The organism is Myxococcus guangdongensis, from assembly GCF_024198255.1.
GTDB lineage: Bacteria > Myxococcota > Myxococcia > Myxococcales > Myxococcaceae > Myxococcus > Myxococcus guangdongensis.
This window is the reverse complement of the sequence record NZ_JAJVKW010000010.1, coordinates 146,215-163,046: the sequence shown is the minus strand read 5'-3', so window position 1 is coordinate 163,046 and position 16,832 is coordinate 146,215. Positions and strand designations below refer to the sequence as shown.

General features: G+C 67.6%; 14 protein-coding genes and 1 pseudogene. 8 read left to right on the top strand and 7 right to left on the bottom strand.

Features of this window, described 5'->3' with window-relative positions; translation table 11 throughout:
• Window positions 1-7: 7 nt before the first annotated feature.
• The 3 genes from LXT21_RS28335 (at window position 8) to LXT21_RS28325 (ending at window position 2,201) form a co-directional block, all read left to right on the top strand.
• Window positions 8-988, top strand: coding sequence for a hypothetical protein (locus tag LXT21_RS28335; RefSeq protein WP_254041315.1), 981 nt, complete (start codon window positions 8-10; stop codon window positions 986-988).
• A gap of 191 nt (window positions 989-1,179) precedes the next feature.
• On the top strand, window positions 1,180-1,755 hold the full coding sequence (locus tag LXT21_RS28330) for a hypothetical protein (protein ID WP_254041314.1): 576 nt from the start codon (window positions 1,180-1,182) through the stop codon (window positions 1,753-1,755).
• Window positions 1,756-1,931: 176 nt separating this feature from the next.
• The gene (locus LXT21_RS28325) at window positions 1,932-2,201 is read left to right on the top strand and encodes a hypothetical protein (protein ID WP_254041313.1); all 270 of its coding nucleotides are present in this window, start codon (window positions 1,932-1,934) and stop codon (window positions 2,199-2,201) included.
• A gap of 232 nt (window positions 2,202-2,433) precedes the next feature.
• On the opposite strand, the gene LXT21_RS28320 is transcribed toward LXT21_RS28325, so the two are convergent.
• Window positions 2,434-4,605 (bottom strand): M4 family metallopeptidase, encoded by a 2,172-nt coding sequence (locus LXT21_RS28320; RefSeq protein WP_254041312.1) that lies wholly within the window; start codon window positions 4,603-4,605, stop codon window positions 2,434-2,436.
• 158 nt (window positions 4,606-4,763) lie between these two features.
• A complete protein-coding gene (locus tag LXT21_RS28315; RefSeq protein ID WP_254041311.1) occupies window positions 4,764-5,459 on the bottom strand; it encodes a DUF2490 domain-containing protein in 696 nt (231 codons plus the stop codon).
• Window positions 5,460-5,723: 264 nt separating this feature from the next.
• On the opposite strand from LXT21_RS28315, the gene LXT21_RS28310 reads away from it, so the two are divergent.
• Both LXT21_RS28310 and LXT21_RS28305 read left to right on the top strand, forming a co-directional pair.
• On the top strand, window positions 5,724-6,314 hold the full coding sequence (locus LXT21_RS28310) for a GAF domain-containing protein (protein WP_254041310.1): 591 nt from the start codon (window positions 5,724-5,726) through the stop codon (window positions 6,312-6,314).
• Between the two features lie 432 nt (window positions 6,315-6,746).
• Entirely contained in the window at window positions 6,747-8,285 is a 1,539-nt protein-coding gene (locus tag LXT21_RS28305; RefSeq protein WP_254041309.1) for a hypothetical protein, read from the top strand.
• A gap of 52 nt (window positions 8,286-8,337) precedes the next feature.
• Here the strand turns inward: LXT21_RS28305 and LXT21_RS28300 are convergent, their stop codons facing one another.
• On the bottom strand, window positions 8,338-9,105 hold the full coding sequence (locus LXT21_RS28300) for a polysaccharide lyase (RefSeq protein ID WP_254041308.1): 768 nt from the start codon (window positions 9,103-9,105) through the stop codon (window positions 8,338-8,340).
• Between the two features lie 155 nt (window positions 9,106-9,260).
• Between LXT21_RS28300 and LXT21_RS28295 the strand changes: the two genes are divergently transcribed.
• Entirely contained in the window at window positions 9,261-10,052 is a 792-nt protein-coding gene (locus LXT21_RS28295; protein WP_254041307.1) for an ABC transporter ATP-binding protein, read from the top strand.
• A 9-nt stretch (window positions 10,053-10,061) separates the two neighbouring features.
• Here LXT21_RS28295 and LXT21_RS28290 read toward each other — a convergent pair.
• The 3 genes and pseudogenes from LXT21_RS28290 to LXT21_RS28280 form a co-directional block, all read right to left on the bottom strand.
• A pseudogene (locus LXT21_RS28290) lies at window positions 10,062-10,532 on the bottom strand (NUDIX hydrolase).
• Between the two features lie 260 nt (window positions 10,533-10,792).
• Entirely contained in the window at window positions 10,793-12,307 is a 1,515-nt protein-coding gene (locus tag LXT21_RS28285; protein ID WP_254041306.1) for a putative metal-binding motif-containing protein, read from the bottom strand.
• A gap of 102 nt (window positions 12,308-12,409) precedes the next feature.
• Window positions 12,410-13,915, bottom strand: coding sequence for a putative metal-binding motif-containing protein (locus LXT21_RS28280; RefSeq protein ID WP_254041305.1), 1,506 nt, complete (start codon window positions 13,913-13,915; stop codon window positions 12,410-12,412).
• 298 nt (window positions 13,916-14,213) lie between these two features.
• Here LXT21_RS28280 and LXT21_RS28275 point away from each other — a divergent pair, with 298 nt between their 5' ends.
• Together LXT21_RS28275 and LXT21_RS28270 are read left to right on the top strand one after the other, a co-directional pair.
• The gene (locus LXT21_RS28275; protein ID WP_254041304.1) at window positions 14,214-14,708 is read left to right on the top strand and encodes a hypothetical protein; all 495 of its coding nucleotides are present in this window, start codon (window positions 14,214-14,216) and stop codon (window positions 14,706-14,708) included.
• A 2-nt stretch (window positions 14,709-14,710) separates the two neighbouring features.
• The gene (locus LXT21_RS28270; protein WP_254041303.1) at window positions 14,711-15,169 is read left to right on the top strand and encodes an SMI1/KNR4 family protein; all 459 of its coding nucleotides are present in this window, start codon (window positions 14,711-14,713) and stop codon (window positions 15,167-15,169) included.
• An 18-nt stretch (window positions 15,170-15,187) separates the two neighbouring features.
• On the opposite strand, the gene LXT21_RS28265 is transcribed toward LXT21_RS28270, so the two are convergent.
• Complete coding sequence (locus tag LXT21_RS28265) at window positions 15,188-16,738, bottom strand: putative metal-binding motif-containing protein (RefSeq protein WP_254041302.1); 1,551 nt, start codon at window positions 16,736-16,738, stop codon at window positions 15,188-15,190.
• Window positions 16,739-16,832 lie beyond the last annotated feature (94 nt).

Genomic DNA, 16,832 nt, shown 5'->3' with positions numbered 1-16,832 from the left:
GCCCTCCATGAACCAACCCGGCCCCCAGAACTCCCATCGGTTGCGAGGATGGCTCACCGCCCTCCTCGCAACCCTGCTGACCACCCTCCCTCTTCCAGCCCTCGCGCAGTACCAGTGCTTTTCCCAGCCCGGCACGCCGGGCTGCTTCTTCGACTGTGGCCCGGGCGGAATCAACTACCCGAACGGCGCCATCCACATGTGCACCTGTGACGGCTCGTCCCAGTCACCTCCGCCCCAGTACGGCTCGAACATGGGGCCGTCCTGCTACAACATCGGCAACCACTGCGCGTCGTGGGAGACCTACCCCTCCTCGACGACCCATTGCAACCAGTGGGCGTGCACTCCGGGGCAGAGCTGCACCACTGGGAATGGGTGCCCCGGGAGCTGTTCCTACACACCGCCCGACTCGAGCGGTGGCTCGACCTCGGTGGCCTGCGTCCAGAGCCCATCCGCGCCCTTGTGTGGCAACCAGTGCTGCGCGGCCGATGAGACGTGCGTCAGCGGCACCTGCGTCCCTCTCACCTGCGGGACGACCTCCTACAATCCCGCCACCCAGTGCTGCGTCAACGAGACGGTCCGCCCCAAGTTCGTCATCACCAACCTGGCCGACTGCCCCAATCGCGCGCCCCGCCCAGGCTGGGACCCCAACGTCCCCAATCCCAATGATGCGTGTGGCTCGGAGACCTCCATGTTCCCTGTACCTGACTCGTACGTCAGCACCAAGGGGACCGCGAGCTTCGTGAGCCCTTGCCGTGCGCACGATGCCTGCTACGGCACCTGCAACAGCAACAAGGTCCTCTGCGACACGATGCTCACCACCAACATGCTCACGGTCTGCCGGAACACCTTCAACCCAGCGACAGCGAGCACCCAGCTCGGCCGTTGCATCAACATCGCCGCGACCTATGGCATCGCGCTCCTCACCCACAGCGCGGGCCGGAACGCCTACGACAGCGCGCAGAAGGAGGCCTGCATTTGCTGCCCCTGACTCAGGAGTCTCGCTCTGCCTCCCGCCGCGCCAAGGGTCCTCGCATGCACTTGAATCGCCACGCCCTTCTCGCTCCATTGCTGCTGGTCCTCATGGCTACCGGCTGCTCGGAGCGACCTCGGTCGACACCGTCCGCCTCCTCGACCACGGCGCCCCTCACGGGCAGCCTGACAGGCACCTGGGTCGGCACCATGAGCAAGACCGGAGAGACCCCCGCGTCGGTCCGCTACGAAATCACGGACAACAATGGACAGCTCTCCGGGAATGCCTTCGACCTGGAGCCTGGACGCAATCAGTACATCAAGACCGGCACCCTGACAGGCACCCGGACGGGCACCTCCGCCCAGTGGTCCACCACCGGTGGCGATGCCATCACGGGCACCCTCAGCGGAACCATCTTCACGGGCACCCTGGTCGTCACGGACAACACCTACGACCAGGCCCTCACGGCACAACTGAGCCTTCAGCTCTCATCCTGTGTCCCTGAGTCGGACGTGGCCTTCTGCTCACGGCTCGGCGCGGCCTGTGGCCAGTTCCTGGGGACGGACAACTGTGGCGTTCGGCGTGTGGTCGCCAGTTGTGGAACCTGTAGCGGTGGAGCGCTCGCGTGCAACCAGAACCAGTGTCCCCCGCCAGAGTGCGCGGGCACGACCTCTGGCACGTGTACCGCCGAGTCCGGCTGCGCTTGGGTGACCGGGTGCTGCGGTGGCATGTGCCTCGCGCCTGGCGAGACCTGCCCCATCACCTGTCCGCCGCCCGAGGGATGAGCCGCCCCGCATCCCACCCTCGCTCACAACCACACAGTCCTGACGACGTCATTGAAGTCGCCCGGAAATGACATGATTGGACAGACACTCCATGCGGGCCCCAGGCCCGTGCCGTCGGAGTGTCTGTCCATGCTGTCCCGCCAAGCAGCATCCACGCCGTCCCACAGGAGCCTGCAATGACTCTCCCCGGTCGAGCGCTGTTCCTCGCATGTGCCGCCGTCGCCACGCTGCTCACGGGCTGTTCCGGGCCCGACGAGGCCACCGCCAGCGGAGACACCGCGTCGGAGGCGACGTCCTCCGAGTCCGCCCTGGCCTCGTGCACCAGCACCACCCAGGCCACGTGCCGGCTGGAGGCCGGGTGCTCGTGGAACCCCGGCTGCTGCGGCGGCCTGTGCCTGCCCACCAGCCAGACCTGCCCCATCACCTGCCCGCCGCCCGAGTCCTGAGCCGCGCGCGCCGCGCCCAAAAAACAACCGCGCGGTCGACTGTCGCCTCGCAACTCCGAAGCAACAGCCGCCGCGCGGTAGAGGACTCGGAACGCCCCCCTTCCCGCTCAGGAGCCGCTGAGGCTCCTGGAGCGTCCCGAATCACAGGGCCCGACGGGCGAAGGCCACCCCGTCACGTCGGGCCTCCCGGGCACCTTCTGCGTGCCCGGGTCCTGCAAGCACGACGTGGGAGCTAGTTCACGCCGACGGCGGTCCAGCTCTCCTTCACCTTCGTCACCTCGGCCGAGTCCGCGCCGTACAGGTCCGTGGCCGCCTTGATGGTGGCCGTGCGCGCCTGGGCGAACGTGGTGCTGGGCGTCATGTAGTGGGCCAGGGCGCGGTAGTAGATCTTCAGGCCCTTATCCATCCCGATGCCGTCCTTGACCTCAATCTTGGACGTGCGGTTCGTGCCACCGTTGGCCAGCAGGTAGAACGCGTTGTTCGCGATGCCGCTGGAGCCGTGGACTTCCGTCTGCTTCGGGTAGTCCTTGTAGTTGTCGATGGAGTAATTGTCCTTCTTCGGGTCGTCCATGTACCGCAGGCCGTCCGTGTCATCGCCGTTGGTCGGCGTCCACGCCGTCTCGCCGATGGTCCAGTTGAACTTCACGGCCGGGTTCTGCGTGGACGCGTACCACTCCACGCCCGCGCCCATGATGTCGCTGAACGCCTCGTTCAGGCCGCCCGACTCGCCGCGGTAGATGAGGCCGGCGGTGCGCTCGGTGAGGCCGTGGGCGATTTCGTGGCCCGCGATGTCCAGCGCGGTGAGCGGACCGGAGTCCACGCCGTCGCCGTCGCCGTAGCTCATCTTCTCGCCGTCCCAGTACGCGTTGACGAAGTTCTCGCTGACGTGGACGTAGGAGACCAGCTTCTCACCCTTGCCGTCGATGGAGTCGCGGCCGAGGACGTTCTTCAGGAAGTCGTACGTCATCGCCGCGCCGTAGTGCGCGTCGACCGCGGCGCGGTTGCGCTCCGGGTCCGTGGCCTCGCCCCAGATGTTGTTGTCGTCCTTGATCTGCGTCTGGCCGCTGGCCTCTTCCTGGTTGCGCGCGTCGTACGTGGCCACGCCCTTGCCGCGGGTGCCGTCCTCGAGCGTGTACGTGCCGTCCGCCTGCTTCTTGGTCTCCAGCGCGACCTTGCCGCTGTAGATGGACGTGTCGTCCGCGGCGCCCGGCGCGGGCGGCTCGGTGGGCGGCTGCTGGGTCGTCTTGGGGGTGATGGACAGGCCCCACTTGACCAGCTTGCCCTTGTCGCCCGCGGCGTGGTCGCTCACCTTCAGCGTCCACTCGCCCTTGGCGGACTCGCCCGCGAAGGCGGTCAGGTCGAAGTCCTGCTTGATGTTGTCCGCGCTGCCGCCCGTGCGGTTGTGCACGTCGAACGTCTTGCCGGAGGGGCTGGTCAGCGTGACCTTCAGGTCACCCTTGTACGTGTGGGTGATGTCCAGGGACAGCTTGAGCTTGTCGACCGTGACGTCGTCGGCGACCGTCACCTTGGAGGTGACCGAGCCCTTGTCCTTGATCTGCGCGTTGGGCGACGTGGAGACCTTCACGTCCGCGGGGGCCGCGGCGGCGCCCTTCGTCCCGGCCGCGCCCTTGGTGGCGGCGGCGTCACCCGTGCCGTGCGTGGCGCAGGGGCAGTTCTTGAAGCCGTCGATGGTGTTGAACTTCTCGTAGACCTTCCCGCTGTTCGCGTCGATGAAGTAGTTCATCTTGCGCGGGTTCTCGGTGGCCGTGGTGTCGGCGACCTCGACGCGGTACGCGGAGCGGTACTGGCCCGACGGGTCCTTGTAGATGATGCGCTCGGAGTGCGGCTGGCGGTCCGGCGTGCCGTTGAACTCCTTCAGCGCGATGTCCAGCACCTGGGCGTTGGACAGCGCGGGCTTCTGCGTGCCGATGCCGGCCGGAATCTGGGTCTGGTCACCCGTGACGCTGTCGACCTTGCCGTCCTTGGCCAGGTGCGCGACGACCTGCTCACCGTAGACCTTCACGCCCTCGTGGCTGCGGTCCAGGCGCACGTGCGTCATGCCCAGCTCGTCCCGCTCCACGTTCTTGGGGACGAAGGAGGGGTACTGGATGCCGCCGCGCAGGCCCTGCGACGGGAGCTTGGTGCCCACGTCCAGGTGCTGCAGCGCGGTCTGGATGGCGCTCTGCGCCTCCTTGCTGTCCAGCGACAGGCGGCCGACGGGGGGAGGCAGCGGCTTGAGCGTGTTCTCCGCGCGGGCCAGGTCGGACGTCTTCGCGGCCGGGCCGAACCCGTCCTTGATGACGTTCGCGGCCGTCGGGGTCTTCGCGGCGCTCTTGGGCCGAGCCTCGGAGGAGATGGTGGGGAGAACCGACGGCTTCGAACCTTCAGTGCGGCGAATGCTCATGGGGGTCTCAGGACTCCATACGAGGTGGCTGAAGAGTTATCGCGAGAATGTATCAAGAAGTTGCGCTCATCTCGAAACGAAGGCCCGCGCGCTCCAGGACGCGCCCGTGCACGCGAGCCTTCTTGCTTTTCGAGAAGCCTCCCGAGGCCCGTTTCAGCTCACAGGAAGTTGAAGGGCGTGGAGACGGAGAGTGTGTGGATGAGCTGGTCCGTCTCGGCGGTGGGGCGGCGGGTGAAGACGTTGAGGTAGCCGACCTCCACGGAGGAGTGGTCCCCCAACTTCCAGCCCACGCCCACGAAGGCGCGGTTCATGTCGAAGCCCTGGCGGGGCCCGTTGTCCACGGAGTTGAGGTGGACGAAGGCCTCGTCCCAGACGATGAGCGACAGCCGGCCCTCGGCGGCCACCGGCAGCCCACCCCGCAGCATCACCCGGGCGCGGTGGGATACCGCCGTGGTGCCCGGAAGGAAGCGCTGCTCCAGGCGCGCGCGGACTGTCGTACGCACCTCGCCCAGCCTCGGAGTGAACAGGAATTGCTGGAACAGGCGGCTCTCGTTCTGGCGGAGCGCGGGGTCTCCATCCCAGACCCAGACGGGAATCCAGCCGTAGCCCAGCCACAGGGAGAGGTCCTGGGTGACGCGGGAGCCGCCCGCGGCGCGGAAGATGGCGCGGCCGTCGTCCTTGCCGAAGCGGGGCTGGGCCTCCAGGTAATACAGGAACGGCTCGGAGATCGGACCCTGGGCGCTGACGGTGTACCAGAACTGCGCCTCGGAGCTGATCGGCCGGGCGACGGCGGCGGGGGCAGCAGCCACGGAGCACAGCAGGAGGGCGAGGAGGCGGGGGAGGTGCGAACGCATGGTGTGTGTGCCTAGAGCATGAACAGCACCCGCTCAATCCATCCGTGCCAGCGAACGTGGCCCGGACAACGAAGGGCGGACGCGGGGGTGTCAGGTCTCTCAAAGAGGCCGGGGCTCGGGCGAAAGCAACTCCATGCGTGCGAGGACTGGACGCGCGCGGCGCATGGCTTGACCCGAGGGCGCGGGGGCGTGCGACGCTTCAGGTGCTCGCGTCGTCCCCTCACGCGCGTCTGGCCCGTCCCCCTCCTGGAGCATCCCCCTCTCATGGCCACGAGTGCTTTCGCATCCCTCATGAACGTCTCGCAGCTCTTGTTGGACAAGGGCTTCGAGCCCAGCAACGTCACACTCGCGCTCGGGCAGGTGGGCGCGGCGTTGGATGTGGACCGGGTCTACATCTTCGAGAACAGCACCGCGCCCGACGGGAGGCTGCTGGCCAGTCAGCGCTACGAGTGGACCGCGGCGAGCGCCTCCGCGCAGCAGGACAACCCCGACCTGCAGAACGTGCCCTACGACGCGGTGATGCCGTCGTGGGTGGAGCCCCTGTCCTCGGGGCGCGTGCTCAAGGGCGGGCCGCGCGACTTCCCTTCACCCGCGAGGGAGCTGTTGGAGCGACAGGACATCCGCTCGCTGCTCGTGTGTCCCATCGTGCTGTGCAGCGAGTGGTGGGGCTTCGTGGGCTTCGACGACTGTCGCACCGAGCGCACCTGGCCGGGCGAGGAGAGCCATGTGCTCCAGGCCCTGTCCAACGCGCTGGCGGGCTCGCTGCGCCACGCGCGCCTGCGCAACACGCTCAACAGCGTGCAGACGCAGCTGCGCACCATCATCGAGCGCCGCGGCACCACCCCCTCCTCCTGAAACCCCGTCGAAGGCCGCCGGCGGCGTGAGCAGCACCCCGGCGATGCGCCACGGGTAGGGGCCCTTCCGGGCCCTGCCCGGCATGGAGACACATCAGCAACTCCATGGCATCCACATCTCCGTTGAGGGGCGCCACCAGCAGGTTGAGGGGGACTGTCCCCCTCGTGAAGCGCCTCGTGCGGCACTCGAGGGACACCCTGCCCTCTTGAAGAGTCGTGCGACTGGGATGGTCCATCAATTGCTTCGCATCACCGGCGATGGTCGATTGCCACGCATTGCGCGGCCCTCTGCGACAATCCCTCTCACCCGGTGCGCCTGTGTGCCTTCGACCTCGAGAAGCGAGAAACCTCGCTGGGGATAAAAGTCCGGTGACTCAGGACGGATGTCTCTCGTGAGCCCCCTGTCGTGCCTGGACAACGAGGAGCGTGCAAAGTGAAGACTGGCCCGAAGCAAGGCGTATCCCGGTGGGCGGTGACGCTGGCGTGTCTCTCCGTGGTGGGTTGTGGCGATGGCGCCGAGGAGCCTCCCACTCCGCCCCTCCCCGAGGCGGCGGCGAGGCTCGCCCCGGAAGGTTGGGAGACCATCGCCCAGCAATATCAGAGCTTCACGCTGAGCCAGCCGGCCACGGTGCGGTTCGGCGTCGGGGACAAGTGGGTCACCCGCGAGCTGGCCGCGGGCAGCGTGTATTGCTTCTTCTACCCGGACCCGGCGCCCGGCATCTTCAAGACGTGTCAGCGCGCCACCCAACCTCCCGCGCCCACGTCGGGGCTCAGCCCCGCGTGCGCGAGCTTCTATCCGACGGGCTTCACCCTCTCCAGCACGCGCGCGGCCCAGCCCATCCCCACGCTGGCGAAACCCGCCAAGGGCGTGGCCGTCACCGAGCCCACCTTCAACACGTGCGTGGTCCGCGCCACGGACCACGCCGCGGATGGAGTCTCCACGTTCGCGCGCAACGACTACTCGCGCCGGCAGGCCTTCAACACGAACAACACGAAGCAGGTGGTGTACTCGTACGACAGCACCTGGCACCTGTACGACGCCAACACCCGCGCGCGGCTCCGTCAGCTCTCCGGCCCGGGCAGCGACGCAGAGCCCCAGTGGCACCCCACGAACCCGGACCTGCTCTACTACCTGCCCACCAACGGCGTGGGCATGCAGCTGCGCGAGGAGAACGTGACGACGGGGACCACCCGCGTGGTGGCGGACTTCGGCGCGCGGCTGCGAGCACGGTGGCCGACGGCGAACGCGGCGTGGACCCGCTCGGAGGGCTCGCCCTCCGCGGATGGACGCTACTGGTGCTTCATGGTCGACGACGCCAACTGGGGCACGCTGGGCGTGTTCAGCTGGGACCGTGACACCGACACCATCCTGGGCTGGTACAACACCCAGGGAGACCGCCCGGACCACGTGAGCATGTCCCCCAGCGGGAACCACTGCGTGGTGTCCGGCGACGGCCCGCGCGGCACCGTGGCCTTCTCGCGCGACTTCTCGAGCCAGCGCCAGCTGCTGCACAAGTCCGAGCACTCGGACCTGGCGCGCGATGCCAACGGCGACGACGTCTACGTGGCCGTGGACTACCGGTCGAGCACGGGCGAGGTGTTCATGTTGAACCTGCGCACGGGCGTGCGCACGGCGCTGTTCAGCACGTACGTGAGCGGCACGGCGACGGCGCTGCACATCTCCGGCAAGGCGTACGCCAGGCCCGGCTGGGTGCTCGTCAGCACCTACGCGGACTACGGCGGCGGCCTGCAGTGGCTGCACCGCAAGCTGATGGCCGTGCCGCTCCAGGCGAACCCGAACATCTACACGCTGGCGCACCACCGCACCGCGTCCAACGGCTACTGGACGGAGCCGCTCGCCAGCGTCAACCGTGACTTCACGCGCGTCGTGTGGAACTCCAACTGGGGCAGCGGCAGCGACACGGACGTGGACGCGTACACGGTCGAGATTCCCTCGAGCGCGCTGCCGTAGCACGGGGTGACGGGCCCGGCGGGGCTGTTCGCCGCCGGGTCCTCGTCACGGACTACCACTGGGCGGGGTCGGCGTCGGCGAAGGTGGTTCCGACGCCAATCTCGTCGAACCAGACGCTGCGGTTGGGCTGGCTGCCCTGCATGTAACCATCGTCGTGCCAGCCATTGGCGTACAGGCCGACGCGGAACTGGAAGAAGCGGTCGTCGGCGATGGTGGTGTTGAGGTTGTACTGCTCGAGCACCTTCACGCCGTCGAACCACAGCTTGTAGAAGCCCGTCCCGTCGCTCGCCCACTTCGCCTGGATGACAATCTTGTGCCACACCCCGGCCGACACCGTGGCCAGGTTGCCGAACGTCACCGTCTTCTGGTTGCAGATGGTGCCCTGCTTCACCCGCGTGAAGAGCTGGTTGCCGGAGAGCCACACCATGCTGGACGGCATGTAGTCGTCACAGCCGGTGTCGGAGAAGTCCGCGATGAACTGCGCGATGTTGTAGGACTGGGGCTGGAACTGCCAGTCCTGCTGCAGCCGGAAGGCGAAGCCGTAGAAGCCGGTGTCGCCCCGGCGGTACACGTTGGAGCGCATCACCTCCGAGTGGTACCGCCCGCCGTACGACGCGTCGTGAATCTGCGTCATCTTGAGCGCGGTGCCTCCTTCGTAGGTGACGTTCGTCACCTCGTTCACCGAGCCCTGGTGCTCCCGGCTCACCGCGTTCCACCCGGCCAGTGTCCCCGTGTTGCGGAACAGGGGTGCGGCGTGGGCGACCAGCGCGAACGACACCAGCGATGCACCTGCGATGACTCCCAGCGTTCTCGTCTTCATGGCTCTCGGAGGGTGAGGGGTGGGGCCTGCAAGGCCTGTGGACCTCATATCCAGAAATAACTGACTAAACAGACTTGACTGTCCGAGGCGTCGACTATCGAGCGAAGGGTGGTTACCGAGGACGGAGGGGCTGTGGGGCACTAAGGTGGTGGGCGATGAGTGACTCGGGCGGACAGGCGTCGGCGAAGCTGGTCATCGAGGTGAAGGACCTGCACAAGACCTTCGGGGACAACGCCGCGCTGAGGGGCGTGAACCTGGAGGTCCCCGAGGGCACCACGTGCGTGCTGATGGGGGTCTCTGGCTCCGGCAAGTCGGTGCTGATGAAGCACATCATGGGGCTGATGCGGCCGGACCGGGGCTTCGTGAAGGTGTACGGGGACGAGGTCGCGAAGATGGACGAGGCGACGCTGAACCAGATGCGTCGTCAGCAGGGGGTCCTCTTCCAGGCGAATGCCCTGTTCGACTCGCTGAACGTCTACGACAACGTGGCGTTCCCGCTGCGGGAGCGCACGAAGATGTCGGAGGACGAGATTCGCCAGACGGTGGACAAGACATTGGCGATGGTGGGGTTGTCGCATGCCACCACGCGGTTCCCGGGTGAGTTGTCGGGAGGCATGCAGAAGCGCGTGGGCTTCGCGCGCGCGGCCATCCTGCAGCCGAAGATCCTGCTCTACGACGACCCCACCGCCGGTCTGGACCCGCTGACGACGGCGTCGGTGAACGAAATCATCTTCACGGGCAAGCAGCAGTTGGGTGCCACGTCGGTGGTGATTACGCCAGACGTGGCCTCGGCGTTCGGCATGGCGGACCACCTGGCGCTGATGCACGAGGGGAAAATCGTCGAGTACGGGCCGCCGGACGCCTTCCGTGAATCCCAGCACCCCGCCGTGCAGGCGTTCCTCAAGAACTACCTGCGGCGACGCGCGCAGCGGGGGCGGACGACGTAGGGACGGGGTTCAGGCTTCGTCGTCGGGGAGGAGCTGGCGGAGGAGCTGGTCGTCGGGGCCGAGTGGGCGCCAACCCGCTGATGGGGGATGGGCGAGGAGCGCACTGCTGGCCCGCTCTACGCGCTCTTGATGGGTTTCCGGCGTGTAGCCGCTCCATCGGCCGAGGGCGATGACGACGTCCATCCGGGTTTCGTCGTCCATCACCGCCGGCCAGCCGTTAGCGAAATCGTCGGACAGCTCGCGAACGAGCACATCCCGAACAAGACGCGTGACCCGCCGGCGCTGTTCTGCCTCGGCGAGAAGCCCGCTGAATACCTGCACCGCGGCGACATCCTCTGCCCCCAGCTCGTCGGCGAGAGCATGCAGCGGGACGGCAGGGCGGGCTTCAGCAAAGGCGGAGAGCGAATCGTAACCCCGCTCTCAGACCCTCTCATACAAACGGGCCCGCACGTCACCCTCCCACGGATGCCGGGCGGTCATCGGCCCCTCCAAGAGGTGAAGCTCATTGGAATCTTATAGTCCTTCATTTGCTTGGTGACGACCTTGGGGACGGCATCCCGCGTCAACATCCGGCCAGCTCGCGCATCAGTAATCGGCTCCACTCACCGGGCCACGTGCGCCCCATGCGCCAGTCACCACCCCACAGATGGAAGGGAATGGGTGCGCCCAGGGTTGGGGAGACGACCACCACAGCGACAGCGCGACCAGCCAGCTTCGCGTCCTGTGCGTGGCCCGAGCGGTCACGGCGTGCAGTAGCGGACCGCGTCCAGGGAGCTGCCCTCCACCGTGGACGTCATGTAGAGCGCGCCCACCTGACGAGGCGCGAGCTTCTCCATCAGGACCCACTGGGCATGGGCATGCAGCGGCAGGAGGTCCGGAGTGGGAGAGCGATCCGCTGACGCATGCCCCTCGTCCTGAGTCCAGAGACGCCCTTCCCAGCCCAGAAAGGAATCACCACCAGGAGGTGGAGCCCCGTAGTCCTTGTGCTTGGAGAGCCACGCCAACCGCAGCACGCCTTCGTCCGCGAGCGCGCCGTACCAGGCGACCTGGGGCGTGGGCACTTCGCTCCAGGTCTCCCCCACGCCTCCACTGAAGAGGTTCTGGACGACCTGGACCTGGGTGACCCACGGCGGTCCGACTCTCGAGCGCATCAGCAACACCGGCGACTCCAGCGGTCCCCCACGCGTGGCCCCCAGCTCCACCAATCGGGGCGCCGCGCCGTAGGCAAGCTCGAAGGAGCGCTCGTCGCCCACCGGGTCCAGGTGGGTGTTGAAGCGGCGCAGCCGCACGGTATCGCCCCCCAGCGCGGGGGATTCATCGTTCACTGCCACCAGGACCTCTTCGTTGCGCAGCACGAGGACGTCACTGGGCCATGGCTGCTTTCTCTCGGGGCTCGTGAAGAGCACCTTCGGCGCGACGAGCACTTGTCCCCGGAGGTCCGTCACCGCTCCCATCACCTGAAACGGAGGTGTCTGCTCGGTCCCCGTGCGCCAGACCACCACCACCCGGTCTCCCTGGGGAGACGTCGCCATCCGAGGCGCTCGCCCATCTCCCTGCCAGTCGACGAGAGGGAACTCCAGCAGGTCACCCTCGGGCCCAGTCTTCGGCAAGCCCTGGGCATCCAACGGGACGAGATACGCGTGGAATGGGGGCCCGAGGCTCGGGCCATGCGTGGCGTAGACCAACGCGAGCCCGTCCTGAGTTCGCAGGAGCTTCGCCGCATAGCTCACTCCCACCGGCGCGTCCTTGCGCGTCCAGGGCATCGACACTGTCCCGGTTCCCTGCAGCACCAGGTCCGTGTTCAACCGCAGGATGCGAACCCCATTGCCGCTCATGGACACGAAGACGCCCTGGTCCGTCCGGAGGATGGAGAGGCCGTCCACATAAGGCATATCCAGGTTCGTGACGCGTGACGCGAACGACGGGTCCGTCACGCCGTCACAGTCGTTGTCGAGCCCATCACAGCGCGTCTCCGCGCTCTCGTAGTCCGCGCCATAGGAGAGCGCCGTGCACTCCGGCTCGTACGCTCCATCCACCATCGCGCGCCTGGCTCCCGCGCAGACGCCGTGCTGCTTCTCGCAGGCCAGCGGGTCCGTGCCTGCATCACCGGGCCCTGCGTCCTCCGGCGTTCCGCCATCCTCCCGAGCACCACCGTCCTCCACCACCGTGCCCGCGTCCCCCTTCCCCTCCGAGGAATCACACCCCGTCACCACCCACAACAGGACCAGGACGACCCGCCAATACCTTGCAGTCATTCCTCGAAGCCTTGCACGTCGATGCGCGTTGGGACCAGTCATGGTTGCGTCATGACCAGGAGCCCCGCGAACGCCTGACATGGCGTCCGCGGGGCTCGCGCTTCACGGCGTGCAGTAGCGGACTGCGTCCAGGACCTGCCCCTCTGCCGTGGTCGCCGTGTACATCGTCGCCATGCGGCGGGGCGCCACCTTCTCCATCAACACCCACATCGCATGCTCGTTCAGGGACATCAGCTCCAGTCCCGGCGTCCGCTCCACCGGTGCGACACCTGGGTCCTGCGTCCACAGCCGGCCCCAATAGAGCGGCGTGTTGTTCTCGCCTGGCGCATAGAACCTCGACAGCCAGGACAGTCGAAGCTCGCCCTCGTCGACGAACGCTCCGAACCAGGGGATATCGCCAGGGGTGTCCTCCAGCCAGGTCACCGGCTGGCCACCGTCGAACAGGTGGCCCGCCACGCGAATCCAGCGGAGGGACTCCGGCGCCTCTCGGCTTCGCCACACCAACACCGGAGAAGCAAGCGGAGCTCCCGCCGCCTCCCCCAGGTCGACCAACTGCGGGGCCGGCCACTCGGACGTCGTGAAGGCTCGCTCCTCACCCACTTGAGCCAACGCCGCGTCGAGTCGGCGAACCCGGACAGTGCCCTGCCCCGACCCCGACTCCTCCGTCAGCGCCACCAGGAGCTCACCATTGCGCAGCCACAACGCACTCTCCGGAGCGGGCGTCCATCCCGACGTGCTCTCGAAGAGCGCTTTGGGCGCCACGAGCACCTGCCCCTTCGAATCCACCACGGTGCCCATCACCTGGATGGGAGGAGTCAGGGGCCCACCCGTCGTCCAGAGCACCACCACCCGGTCCTCCGTGGTCGACGCAGCCACCACCGTACGCCCCTCATCCAGCGGCCGATCGAGCAACTGATGTTCCACCACCTCACCGTCCGGCCCTCTCTTCGGTGCCCCATTCTCATCGAGCGGGACGAGGTAGGCCTTGAGCGGACGCACCAGGAAGTTCGCGGTGGAGTAGAACAGCGCGAGCCCTTCCGAGGTCCGCAACAGCTTCGAGGAGCGCACGTACTGCCGAGCCGTTCCCGTGCGCACCCAGGCCATCGGCACGCTCGACGTCTCCTGAACCTTCAGGTCGTCGTCCAGCCGGAGGACACGCGCGGATTCAGCTCCGTCGAATACCGCCACCAACACCCCGGCCTCTGTCCTGAGGCTGGAGATCTGTCCCAACGCGTACCCACCAGGGAGTGCCGTGATGCGGGACTCAATCGACGGGTCCGTCACGCCGTCACAGTCGTTGTCGAGCCCGTCACAGCGTGTCTCCGAGCTCTCGTAGTCCGCGCCATAGGAGAGCGCCGTGCACTCCGGCTCGTACGCTCCATCCACCATCGCGCGCCTGGCTCCCGCGCAGACACCGTGCTGCTTCTCGCAGGCCAGCGGGTCCGTGCCTGCATCACCAGGCCCCGCGTCTCCCGGACCTCCGTCGACTGAAGTGCCACTGTCGTCCTCCACCACCACGCCCGCGTCACCCTTCCCGCCTGACGACTCGCACCCCGCCATCGCCAGACACGATAGGACCACCCCGGACCACCAGAACCGAGCATTCATTCCCCGAAGCCTCGCACGGCATCCTGTGCACGAGCCAATCATCGCTGCGGTACGACATCCAACCCACGCACCTGGAGGAATCGCAACCGGGCTGTTCGAGCTCCATCGTCTTGTACCGTCAGCCCGCTGGCGCTATCTCGGTGTGCTGTGAATTCCCACCGTGCCCCCATCAACTCAGCAGGCATTCTCGCCCTGCTGCTCACGACAGCCTGCGGCTCCGCCACCGTGGGTGGCGTCGGTAGTGGCCCGGCCACAGCGAAATGGGTGGGCCCGTCCGTTCCCCTCCCCGGAGGGAGGAATGGTGCAGACGGTCATCTACTACGGCCCGTGGCAATGCAACGCCACGTACATGGCCCAGTGCGAGAGCCGCTGTGCCATGGAGGGGCATGCGCTACTGGGCTGCATCTGGCTTGCCGACATCAAGGGAGACTGGACGGGCCGATTCCTCGGTCTCCCCGCCAAGGCAGGCACTCGCTACGCCGTGAAGCACTGCTGCTGCAGCTATCCTGAAGTGAGCAGCGCGGAGGAGCTGCGCAGGTTCTGGGACAATGCGCGCAGGACGTTCCGTCGCGGTTGGGCTGAGGAGTTCGGGGCATGGCCCCAGACAGGTGGCAGGAACTGGCCCGGCCACCACATCCACGACCTGCTGCACGGGGGCGCTCCCGTCGCGAGGTCCAACGTCCTGCCTGTTCCAGAGGACGTGCACAAGCTCCTCAATGACGCGTACCCTGCCTGCTACTCCAGAGACCCGCGGTGGCTCTCCATCGGCCCCGTGAAACCCTACGTGGACTGACGATGACGCTGGATGAACTCCTCGCCGAAATCTCTCGAGCCCATCACCCACACCCGCCAGCCACCCGCGAGGCGATTGCCGACTTCGAAGCACGCGTCGGATGGAAGCTCGACGACGAACTGCGCGCCTTCTATCTGCACAGCAACGGCGCCGAACTCTTCGAGCCCTTGCCCGAGGCGCGCTACAGCATCCTGTCCCTCGCGGAAATCCGCCGTGCACGCGTCGCGATTCGCGGAAGGGACGAGGACTCGGCCGGCCCTCCCAGCTGGTGGACACTCGTCGATGTCCAGGACGGCGACTACGCCCTCGTGGACATCGATTCCGCGCCCTCGCGCTACCCGCTCCTGGATGGCTGGCACGAGAGCTACCCACAGCGCTGTCGGCGGATTGCCTCCTCGTTCCGTGAGTTCCTGGAGCGCGCACTCACGGGAGGAGACCGCATCTACTGGCTCAACGAGTAGGGCCCGCGCCTCACGACCTCACTGCGTGCAGTAGCGGACCGCGTCCAGGAACAGCCCCTCGTCCGTGGACACCATGTACATCGCCGCCATGCGCCGGGGCGCCACCTTCTCCATCAACACCCACTGCGCCTCCGCCGTCAGCCGCATCGGCTCCAGCGCTGGCGTCCGCTCCACGGCCGCAACGCCCGGCTCCTGCGCCCACAGCCGCCCCCAGAACCGCGCCGCGCCGCCCTCTTCCTGGTCGTACACCTTCGACAACCAGGACAGCCGAACCACCCCGTCGCCACCGTACGCGCCGTACCACGGCACGAACCCCTCGGGCTCCTCCGTCCAGGTCGTAGGCATCCCTCCCTCGAACAGGCTGCCCGTCACCTGAATGCGATTGCGGAAGTCCGGCGCCTCCCGCCCCCGCAGCACCAACACCGGCGACACCAACGGCGCTCCCGCCGCCTCGCCCCGCTCCACCAACAACGGCATCGGTGACTCCGAGGCCGTGAACACCCGCTCCTCCCCCACCTGCTCCAACGACTCGTCGAGCCGGCGCACCCGCACCACCTCCTGCGCCACCCCCGACTGCGCCTCCCCCATCGCCACCAACACCTCGCCGTTGCGCAGCCACAGCACACTCGCTGGATACGGCGTCCCGCCCGACGCGCTCTCGAAAAGCACCTTCGGCGCCACGAGCACCTGCCCCCGCGCATCCGTCACCTTCCCCATCACCTGCCGCGGCGGCGCCTGCTCGGAACCCGCACGCCACAACACCACCACGCGCTCCCCCGTCGGCGACGCCGCCACGAACGACGCCGAGCTGTCGAGCTCCCGGTCCAACACCGGATACTCCACCAGCGCGCCCCCACCGTCCGTCCTCGGCGCACCCTCCCCATCCAGCGGAACCAGATACGCCCGGAGCGGCGGCAAAGCCCCCTCCGTCGTCGCGTAGTACAGCGCGGGCCCCTCCTGCGTGCGCACCAGCCTCGCGCTCCGCGGCAGCGCCGCCGCCCCTCCCGTGCGCGTCCACGGATACGGCACCCCCGAGCTCCCCTGGAGCACCAGGTTCGAATCCAATCGCAGGATGCGCGCCTCGCTCGCCGAATCCAGCACCGCCACCCACACCCCCGTCTCCGTCCGGAGGCTCGACACCAACCCACCGTGCACCGAGAAGCCCAGCGCCGCCACCCGAGACGTGCTCGACGGGTCCGTCACCCCATCACAGTCATTGTCCAACCCGTCACACCGCGTCTCCGCCCCCTCGTAGTCCGCGCCATAGGAGAGCGCCGTGCACACCGACTCGTACGCGCCATCCACCCTCGCGCGCTTCGCGCCCGCGCAGACCCCGTGCGTCTTCTCACACGGCGGCCCCGCCTCCACCACGCCCCCATCCGCGCCCGCGTCCACGGGCCCCGCGTCCGGCGCCCCCGCATCCGGCGTTCCCGCATCCGGCCCCTCGGAGACACCCGCGTCGTCGTCGACCACCGGCCCCGGCCCACCCTTCGACTCCGATGAACCACAGGCCGTCATCACACACATCAACAACAACCCCATCCCCACCTGAATACACTTGGCTTGCATGCGACCCAGGTTGCACGCGACCCACCTCGAAAGCCACGACAACCCGAGTCTCGCGAAACATTGTCTGCTCGGGATGCACCCCCACGACAATCCA

Coding starts and splice junctions, on each gene's coding strand:
- LXT21_RS28335 (WP_254041315.1), top strand. CDS start 8: ATGAACCAACCCGGCCCCCAGAACTCCCATCGGTTGCGAGGATGGCTC.
- LXT21_RS28330 (WP_254041314.1), top strand. CDS start 1,180: ATGAGCAAGACCGGAGAGACCCCCGCGTCGGTCCGCTACGAAATCACG.
- LXT21_RS28325 (WP_254041313.1), top strand. CDS start 1,932: ATGACTCTCCCCGGTCGAGCGCTGTTCCTCGCATGTGCCGCCGTCGCC.
- LXT21_RS28320 (WP_254041312.1), bottom strand. CDS start 4,605: ATGAGCATTCGCCGCACTGAAGGTTCGAAGCCGTCGGTTCTCCCCACC.
- LXT21_RS28315 (WP_254041311.1), bottom strand. CDS start 5,459: ATGCGTTCGCACCTCCCCCGCCTCCTCGCCCTCCTGCTGTGCTCCGTG.
- LXT21_RS28310 (WP_254041310.1), top strand. CDS start 5,724: ATGGCCACGAGTGCTTTCGCATCCCTCATGAACGTCTCGCAGCTCTTG.
- LXT21_RS28300 (WP_254041308.1), bottom strand. CDS start 9,105: ATGAAGACGAGAACGCTGGGAGTCATCGCAGGTGCATCGCTGGTGTCG.
- LXT21_RS28295 (WP_254041307.1), top strand. CDS start 9,261: ATGAGTGACTCGGGCGGACAGGCGTCGGCGAAGCTGGTCATCGAGGTG.
- LXT21_RS28285 (WP_254041306.1), bottom strand. CDS start 12,307: ATGACTGCAAGGTATTGGCGGGTCGTCCTGGTCCTGTTGTGGGTGGTG.
- LXT21_RS28280 (WP_254041305.1), bottom strand. CDS start 13,915: ATGAATGCTCGGTTCTGGTGGTCCGGGGTGGTCCTATCGTGTCTGGCG.
- LXT21_RS28275 (WP_254041304.1), top strand. CDS start 14,214: ATGGTGCAGACGGTCATCTACTACGGCCCGTGGCAATGCAACGCCACG.
- LXT21_RS28270 (WP_254041303.1), top strand. CDS start 14,711: ATGACGCTGGATGAACTCCTCGCCGAAATCTCTCGAGCCCATCACCCA.
- LXT21_RS28265 (WP_254041302.1), bottom strand. CDS start 16,738: ATGCAAGCCAAGTGTATTCAGGTGGGGATGGGGTTGTTGTTGATGTGT.